Here is a 6,148-nt window from a genome sequence, read left to right as displayed (position 1 = left end):
CGGCCTGCAGGCCGATGCCCTGCCCATGCAGTGGCGCTGCGGCGAGGAACTGGTGCAGGCGGCCGCCGATCCGGCGCGCGAGCGCCTGGCCCTGCAGGTGCGCGGCACCCGCCTGGACATGCAGCGCACCGATGCCGGCGGCGCCACCGGCGCGCGCTACACCGACGCCCTGGGCAATACCTTCTGGCAGTCGCAGCCGGACCAGGCCACACTGACCCTGGCCGGCCTGGGCGAGACCCTCAAATGCGTCCGCCACGACAGCGGCATGACCGGCTGAAGACCGGCGCGGGCGCGGCCGCCGCCAAAAACCCGGCACAGTTCACACCTTCAGAATGGCGCGGCGGGGCCGACATCTAGAGCGTCCCCGCTTCGGCCCGCAGGCTGCCCCGCCATGCTCATCATCGTTGGCTTCATCGTCGTCATCATCAGCGTGGTCGGCGGCTACGTGCTGTCGCACGGCAAACTCGGCGCGCTGTGGCAGCCCTACGAGCTGATGATCATCGGTGGCGCGGCGCTGGGCGCGTTCCTGGTCAGCACCCCGGGCAAGATCGTCAAGGCGACGCTCTCCGGCGTGCTGGGCGTGTTCAAGGGCCCGCAGTACAAGGCCGACGACTACCGCAGCACCCTGACCCTGATCTACGAACTGCTGAACAAGGCGCGCCGCGACGGCTTCATGGCCCTGGAAGACCACGTCGAGCGCCCGGCCGACAGCGCGATCTTCGGCAACTACCCGAAGGTGCTGGCCGACCACCACCTGCTCGACTTCATCACCGACTGCCTGCGCCTGATGATCGGCAGCAACATCGAGCCGCACGAACTGGAACCGCTGCTGGAACTGGAGCTGGAGAAGCACCACCACGAGGCGATGGCGCCGGCGCATGCGCTGAGCAAGGTGTCCGACGGCCTGCCCGGTTTCGGCATCGTCGCCGCGGTGCTGGGCATCGTCATCACCATGGGCTCGATCGGCGGCCCGATCGAAGAGATCGGCCACCACGTCGGCGCGGCGCTGGTCGGCACCTTCCTCGGCATCCTGCTGGCCTACGGCTTCGTCGCGCCGCTGTCGGCGGCGATGGAAGCGCGCGCCGAGCAGGACAGCCGCATCTTCGAATCGGTGAAGACCGCGCTGCTGGCCTGCCTGCGCGGCTACAACCCGAAGATCGCCCTCGAATTCGCGCGCAAGACCCTGCCGACCGACGTGCGGCCGAGCTTCGCCGACTTCGAATCGCATCTGAAGACGATCAAGTAACGCGGTCATGGCCGAGACCAAATCCACCGTCGTCATCCGCCGGGTCAAGAAGGTCCAGGGCGGCGGCCACCACGGCGGCGCGTGGAAGGTGGCCTATGCCGACTTCGTGACCGCGATGATGGCGTTCTTCCTGGTGCTGTGGCTGGTGGCGGCCACCACCAAGGAACAGCGCGCGGCGATCGCCGAATACTTCCGCAATCCCAGCCCGCTGGCCGGCAAGAGCCCGGCGCCGAGCCCCGGCATGGCCGGCCCCGGCGGCGCCAGCACCTCGATGATCAAGCTCGGCGGCGCCGGCGAGATGCAGCGCGGCAACAACAAGGATCCGTTCGGCAGCAAGAGCCTGAAGGGCGACGACAGCAAGACCACGCAGCGCGAGAAGGAGAAGCAACGCCTGGAAACGCTGATGCAGGAGCTGAAGGAAGCCATCGACAAGAGCCAGGCGCTGGAACCGTTCAAGGACCAGCTGCTGCTGGACCTGACCCCGGACGGCCTGCGCATCCAGATCGTGGACAAGGAAAACCGGCCGATGTTCGACCTCGGCAGCGCGGTGCTCAAGCCCTACACCCGCGGCATCCTCCACGAGCTGTCCGGCTTCATCAACCAGGTGCCCAACCACATCAGCATCACCGGCCACACCGACGTCACCCAGTACAGCGGCAAGAACGGCTACAGCAACTGGGAACTGAGCGCGGACCGCGCCAACGCCGCGCGCCGCGAACTGGTCGCCGGCGGCATGGGCGAGGACAAGGTCTCGCGCGTGGTCGGGCTGTCCTCCTCGGTGCTGTTCGACAAGCAGGTGCCGAACAATCCGATCAACCGCCGCATCAGCATCGTGGTGATGACCAAGGATGCCGAGGACGCCGCCACCGCCGACGGCGATCACAGCGTCGCCCTGGGCACGGTGCAGCCCGACGCCGACACCAAGGTGCCTGACCTGAGCGCCGCGGCGGGGGACGCGGCCGCCGCGCCGACCACCGGCAAGGGCGCGCCCGCGGCGGCGCCTGCCGCCAGCAACGGCGCTACCCCGACGGCGCCGGCCGCGACGTCGGGCAAGGCCTCGGTGCAAATCGCCGAGCCGCGCACGACCTCGCCGGAAGCCGCGGCCGCGGCCGCGCGCGATGCCTTGCGCAGCATCAACGGCAGCGCACCGGTGGCGAGCACCGCCGCCCCCGGCGGGACCCCGGCAGCGACCAACACGCGCTGACCGCGCCGCCGCCGCGCGCGCGGGCGATGACCGCGCCGCACCGGCCCGGCGGGACCGCACACGGCGCGGCGCTTACAATGGCCGCCACTTCGCCAACGAGACCGCCGTGTCCAAGCAATCCAAAGCCAAGCGCGACAAGCGCAAGAAGCAGCAGTCGCCGCGCCCCTTCGCCCGCCTGGGCCGCGAGCAGCCCATCGCCAACCACGCCGTGCTGCAGAACGAGAGCGGCCGCGTGCTGGCCGCGATCGGCCTGCAGGGTCGCCAGTGGTTGCTGTCGGTCGGTGGCCAGACCATGGGCAATGCCGACAATCCGGTGCCGATGCTGGCGATGCTCAAGCACCTGGCCAACCTGCAGGAGCAGGAAGGCAACACCATCACCCTGGACTACTCCACGCAGCTGCAGCAGATGATCGACGCGCTGGCGGCCGAGGCCGGCCAGACCCCGACCGAGTACCTGGACGCGCTGGTTGCCGAGTTCGCGGCGGGCGATGGCGCGGCAGAGGATGCGGACGAGGACGGGGCCGACGCGGACGCCGCGGCGGAGACGGGCGATGCCGCTCCGGCCGAGGCCGACGGCAGCGCCACCGCGGAACCCGCGGCGGACGCCGACGGCACGCACAAGCCGGCCTGACCTGGCGCGTGGCGGTCTACATCGACGATGCGGTGCATCCCTGGCGGGGCCAGCGCTGGGGCCACCTGCTCGCCGACACGCTGGACGAACTGCACGCCATGGCGGCGCGGCTGGGCATTCCCCGCCGCGCCTTCCAGAACAAGCTCAGCGGCGCGCACTACGACGTGCCCGCCGCCCTGCGCGACGACGCGATCCGCCTGGGTGCGGTGCCGGTCTCGCGGCACAGCGACCGCGAGCTGCTGAAAGCATTGATCCGCAATGCACGTGCGCAGGCGCGCGGCGAGGCGCGGTGAACGGCGGCGCCACGTCCGCCTAGAACGGATCGCTGCCCGGGCGCAGTTCGATGTCCAGCAGCGCCGCCAGGCGCCGCATGTCCTCGTCGTCGCGGCTGAGCGCCATCCACCCGGCGTACGCATCGCCCTCGGTGTCCCAGCACCAGAGGGTATAGCCGTGTTCGCGCAGGCGGTCGTAGGCGACGTTCAGCAGCGCCGGCACGTCATGGCTGTCGAGGAAGTCCTCGTCGTCCACGTCGCCGCCCCAATCGATGCGCAGGTTCCAGCGCGTCGCCAGCTCGTCGATCGCGCCTATCAGCGACTCGGTGTCCTTCCAGTCCACGTAGAAGCCGGCACTCCAGTCGATGGCATCCTTCAGCGTCCACAACCAGCCGTCGTCCTCTTCGCCCTCGTGCTCGGCGCGCGCTTCGCGGAACGCGTTGAACTGACGCAGCGCACTTTCCTCGTCGCCGGGATTGATCAGCAGCAGCAGGTTCCAGATCAGCCCTTGCTGGGTGTCCGGATCGTCGTCGAGCTCGTCGTGCAGATCGTCGGGATCGTCGTAATCGGTGCTGTTGTCGGGCATGGCGTGAGCCGGCGGATGGAAGGGAAGGTGCAAGTGTGCCGTGCCCGCCGCGGCGACGGAAGCGCACGGAACTCGGCAACGGCGCCGCAGGCGTTTATCCTTCGCAGCCCGGAAGACGGCGCTGTCCGCCGCCACGCGAAGCCACCACGATGTCCGACACGCCCCCCGACCGCCTGGCGGTCAGCCCGCAGAGCCCCTTCCACGATGCCGAGACGCTGTCGCGCGGCGTCGGCATCCGCTTCAACGGCGTGGAGCGCGACAACGTCGAGGAGTACTCGATCAGCGAAGGCTGGATCCGCGTCCAGGTCGGCAAGGCGCGCGACCGCCGCGGCAACCCGATGACCATGAAGGTCAAGGGCACGGTCGAAGCCTTCTGGCTCGACGCCAAGTAGGCGCGACCGCCGGCAGGCGCCGCGCCTGCCGGCATGCTGCTGCGACGCACGGCCGCACGCCGCGGCCCCCGCTGCCGCCTCAGGGCTTGAGCCGGTAGCCGCTGCGGAAGATCGCCCACACCACGCCCAGGCACAGCGCCAGGAACGCCAGGGTCATGCCCAGGCTGGTCGCGATGTGCACGTCGGCCTTGCCGTAGAACGCCCAGCGGAAGCCGCTGATCAGGTACACCACCGGGTTGAACAGGCTGATCTTCTGCCACAGCGGCGGCAGCATGTTGATCGAGTAGAAGCTGCCGCCGAGGAAGGTCAGCGGCGTGATCACCATCAGCGGGATCACCTGCAGCTTCTCGAAGCCGTCGGCCCACACGCCGATGATGAAGCCGAACAGGCTGAAGGTCAGCGCGGTCAGCACCAGGAAGCCGAACATCCACAGCGGATGCGCGATCTCGTACGGCACGAAGGCGCGTGCGGTGAGCAGGATCAGCAGGCCCAGCAGCACCGACTTGCTGGCCGCCGCGCCGACATAGCCGATCACCACCTCCCACCACGCCACCGGCGCCGACAGCACCTCGTAGATGGTGCCGGCCCAGCGCGGCATGTAGATGCCGAAGGAGGCGTTGGAGATGCTTTCGCTGAGCAGCGACAGCATCACCAGCCCGGGGATGATGTAGGCGCCATAGCTGATGCCGTCGATGGCGCCCATGCGCGAACCGATCGCCGCGCCGAACACCACGAAGTACAGCGAGGTCGACAGCACCGGCGAGGCGATGGACTGGGTCAGCGTGCGGAAGGTGCGCGCCATCTCGAAGCGGTAGATCGCGGCGATCGCGTGCAGGTTCATGCGCGCACCTCCGCCGCGGCCGACGCCGGCCGCACCAGGTTGACGAAGATCTCCTCCAGCGAACTCTCGCTGGACTGCAGATCCTTGATCTCCACGCCCTGCGCCTCCAGTTGCCGCAGCAGCGGGCCGATGCCGGTCTGCGCGGCCTGCGCGTCGTAGGTGTAGGTCAGTGTCGTACCGTCGGCGGACAGCTCCAATGGCTGCGCCGCCAGCGCCGGCGGCAACGCGTGCAGCGGTGCCTGCAGGGTCAGCGCCAGTTGCTTCTTGCCGAGCTTGCGCATCAGCGTGCGCTTGTCCTCCACCAGCACCAGTTCGCCGCGATTGACCACGCCCACGCGGTCGGCCATGTCCTCGGCTTCCTCGATGTAGTGCGTGGTCAGGATGATGGTGGTGCCCTGCTCGCGCAGGCGCCGCACCATCTGCCACATGTCGTGGCGCAGCTCCACGTCGACCCCGGCGGTGGGTTCGTCCAGGAACAGGATGGACGGCTCGTGCGCCAGCGCCTTGGCGATCAGCACGCGCCGCTTCATGCCGCCGGACAGGGTGGAGATGCGGCTGCCGCGCTTGTCCCACAGCGACAGCTCGCGCAGAACCCGCTCCAGATGGGCGTCGTCGCGCGGCTTGCCGAACAGGCCGCGGCTGAAGCGCACCGTCGCCCACACCGTCTCGAACGCATCGGTGGCCAGTTCCTGCGGCACCAGGCCGATCTTGCTGCGCGCGGCGCGGTAGTCGCGCACGATGTCGTGGCCATCGGCCAGCACCCGGCCGCTGCTGGGCGTGACCAGGCCACAAATGATGCTGATCAGCGTGGTCTTGCCGGCGCCGTTGGGGCCGAGCAGGGCGAAGATCTCGCCGCGGCGGATCTCCAGATCGATGCCCTTGAGCGCCTGGAAGCCCCCGGCATAGGTCTTGGTGAGCTGTTGTACGGAAATGATCGGCGACACGGGGACTCCCTGGGCGCGCGGCGGCTGCGGAA

Annotated in this window: 9 protein-coding genes; 6 read left to right on the top strand and 3 right to left on the bottom strand. The window is 69.3% G+C overall.

Translation table 11 applies throughout. The annotated features are described in order from the left end of the window. The 5 genes from CEK66_RS01780 to CEK66_RS01760 all read left to right on the top strand — a co-directional run. Nucleotides 1-277 (top strand): MliC family protein (locus tag CEK66_RS01780; protein WP_226978463.1); only part of this gene is annotated, 277 nt, incomplete at its 5' end. Between the two features lie 114 nt (nucleotides 278-391). Continuing rightward, nucleotides 392-1,246 (top strand): flagellar motor stator protein MotA, encoded by an 855-nt coding sequence (motA, locus tag CEK66_RS01775; RefSeq protein WP_017908926.1) that lies wholly within the window; start codon nucleotides 392-394, stop codon nucleotides 1,244-1,246. 7 nt (nucleotides 1,247-1,253) lie between these two features. Continuing rightward, entirely contained in the window at nucleotides 1,254-2,450 is a 1,197-nt protein-coding gene (gene motB, locus CEK66_RS01770; RefSeq protein ID WP_152235754.1) for a flagellar motor protein MotB, read from the top strand. A gap of 106 nt (nucleotides 2,451-2,556) precedes the next feature. After that, nucleotides 2,557-3,081, top strand: a complete 525-nt coding sequence (locus tag CEK66_RS01765) for a hypothetical protein (RefSeq protein WP_150411040.1) — start codon at nucleotides 2,557-2,559, stop codon at nucleotides 3,079-3,081. A gap of 8 nt (nucleotides 3,082-3,089) precedes the next feature. Then, entirely contained in the window at nucleotides 3,090-3,374 is a 285-nt protein-coding gene (locus CEK66_RS01760; RefSeq protein ID WP_017907657.1) for a DUF4031 domain-containing protein, read from the top strand. Between the two features lie 19 nt (nucleotides 3,375-3,393). Here CEK66_RS01760 and CEK66_RS01755 read toward each other — a convergent pair whose 3' ends face one another. Continuing rightward, nucleotides 3,394-3,939, bottom strand: a complete 546-nt coding sequence (locus CEK66_RS01755) for a hypothetical protein (RefSeq protein WP_017907656.1) — start codon at nucleotides 3,937-3,939, stop codon at nucleotides 3,394-3,396. 149 nt (nucleotides 3,940-4,088) lie between these two features. On the opposite strand from CEK66_RS01755, the gene CEK66_RS01750 reads away from it, so the two are divergent. After that, nucleotides 4,089-4,331, top strand: coding sequence for a DUF3297 family protein (locus tag CEK66_RS01750; RefSeq protein WP_010343635.1), 243 nt, complete (start codon nucleotides 4,089-4,091; stop codon nucleotides 4,329-4,331). Between the two features lie 79 nt (nucleotides 4,332-4,410). Here CEK66_RS01750 and CEK66_RS01745 read toward each other — a convergent pair whose 3' ends face one another. Together CEK66_RS01745 and CEK66_RS01740 are read right to left on the bottom strand one after the other, a co-directional pair. After that, a complete protein-coding gene (locus CEK66_RS01745) occupies nucleotides 4,411-5,172 on the bottom strand; it encodes an ABC transporter permease (RefSeq protein WP_152235753.1) in 762 nt (253 codons plus the stop codon). Further along, on the bottom strand, nucleotides 5,169-6,116 hold the full coding sequence (locus tag CEK66_RS01740) for an ABC transporter ATP-binding protein (protein ID WP_152235752.1): 948 nt from the start codon (nucleotides 6,114-6,116) through the stop codon (nucleotides 5,169-5,171). Before CEK66_RS01740 ends, CEK66_RS01745 begins: the two co-directional genes overlap by 4 nt. Nucleotides 6,117-6,148: the final 32 nt, after the last annotated feature.

This window comes from Xanthomonas sp. LMG 12460, from assembly GCF_009192895.1.
Taxonomy (GTDB): domain Bacteria; phylum Pseudomonadota; class Gammaproteobacteria; order Xanthomonadales; family Xanthomonadaceae; genus Xanthomonas_A; species Xanthomonas_A sontii.
The sequence above is the reverse complement of the archived record's forward strand: the minus strand, read 5'-3'. Positions and strand labels throughout refer to the sequence as shown.

Bases quoted from the DNA above. Each gene is read 5' to 3' on its own strand.
- motA (WP_017908926.1), top strand. From the start codon at position 392: ATGCTCATCATCGTTGGCTTCATCGTCGTCATCATCAGCGTGGTCGGC.
- motB (WP_152235754.1), top strand. From the start codon at position 1,254: ATGGCCGAGACCAAATCCACCGTCGTCATCCGCCGGGTCAAGAAGGTC.
- CEK66_RS01755 (WP_017907656.1), bottom strand. From the start codon at position 3,939: ATGCCCGACAACAGCACCGATTACGACGATCCCGACGATCTGCACGAC.
- CEK66_RS01750 (WP_010343635.1), top strand. From the start codon at position 4,089: ATGTCCGACACGCCCCCCGACCGCCTGGCGGTCAGCCCGCAGAGCCCC.
- CEK66_RS01745 (WP_152235753.1), bottom strand. From the start codon at position 5,172: ATGAACCTGCACGCGATCGCCGCGATCTACCGCTTCGAGATGGCGCGC.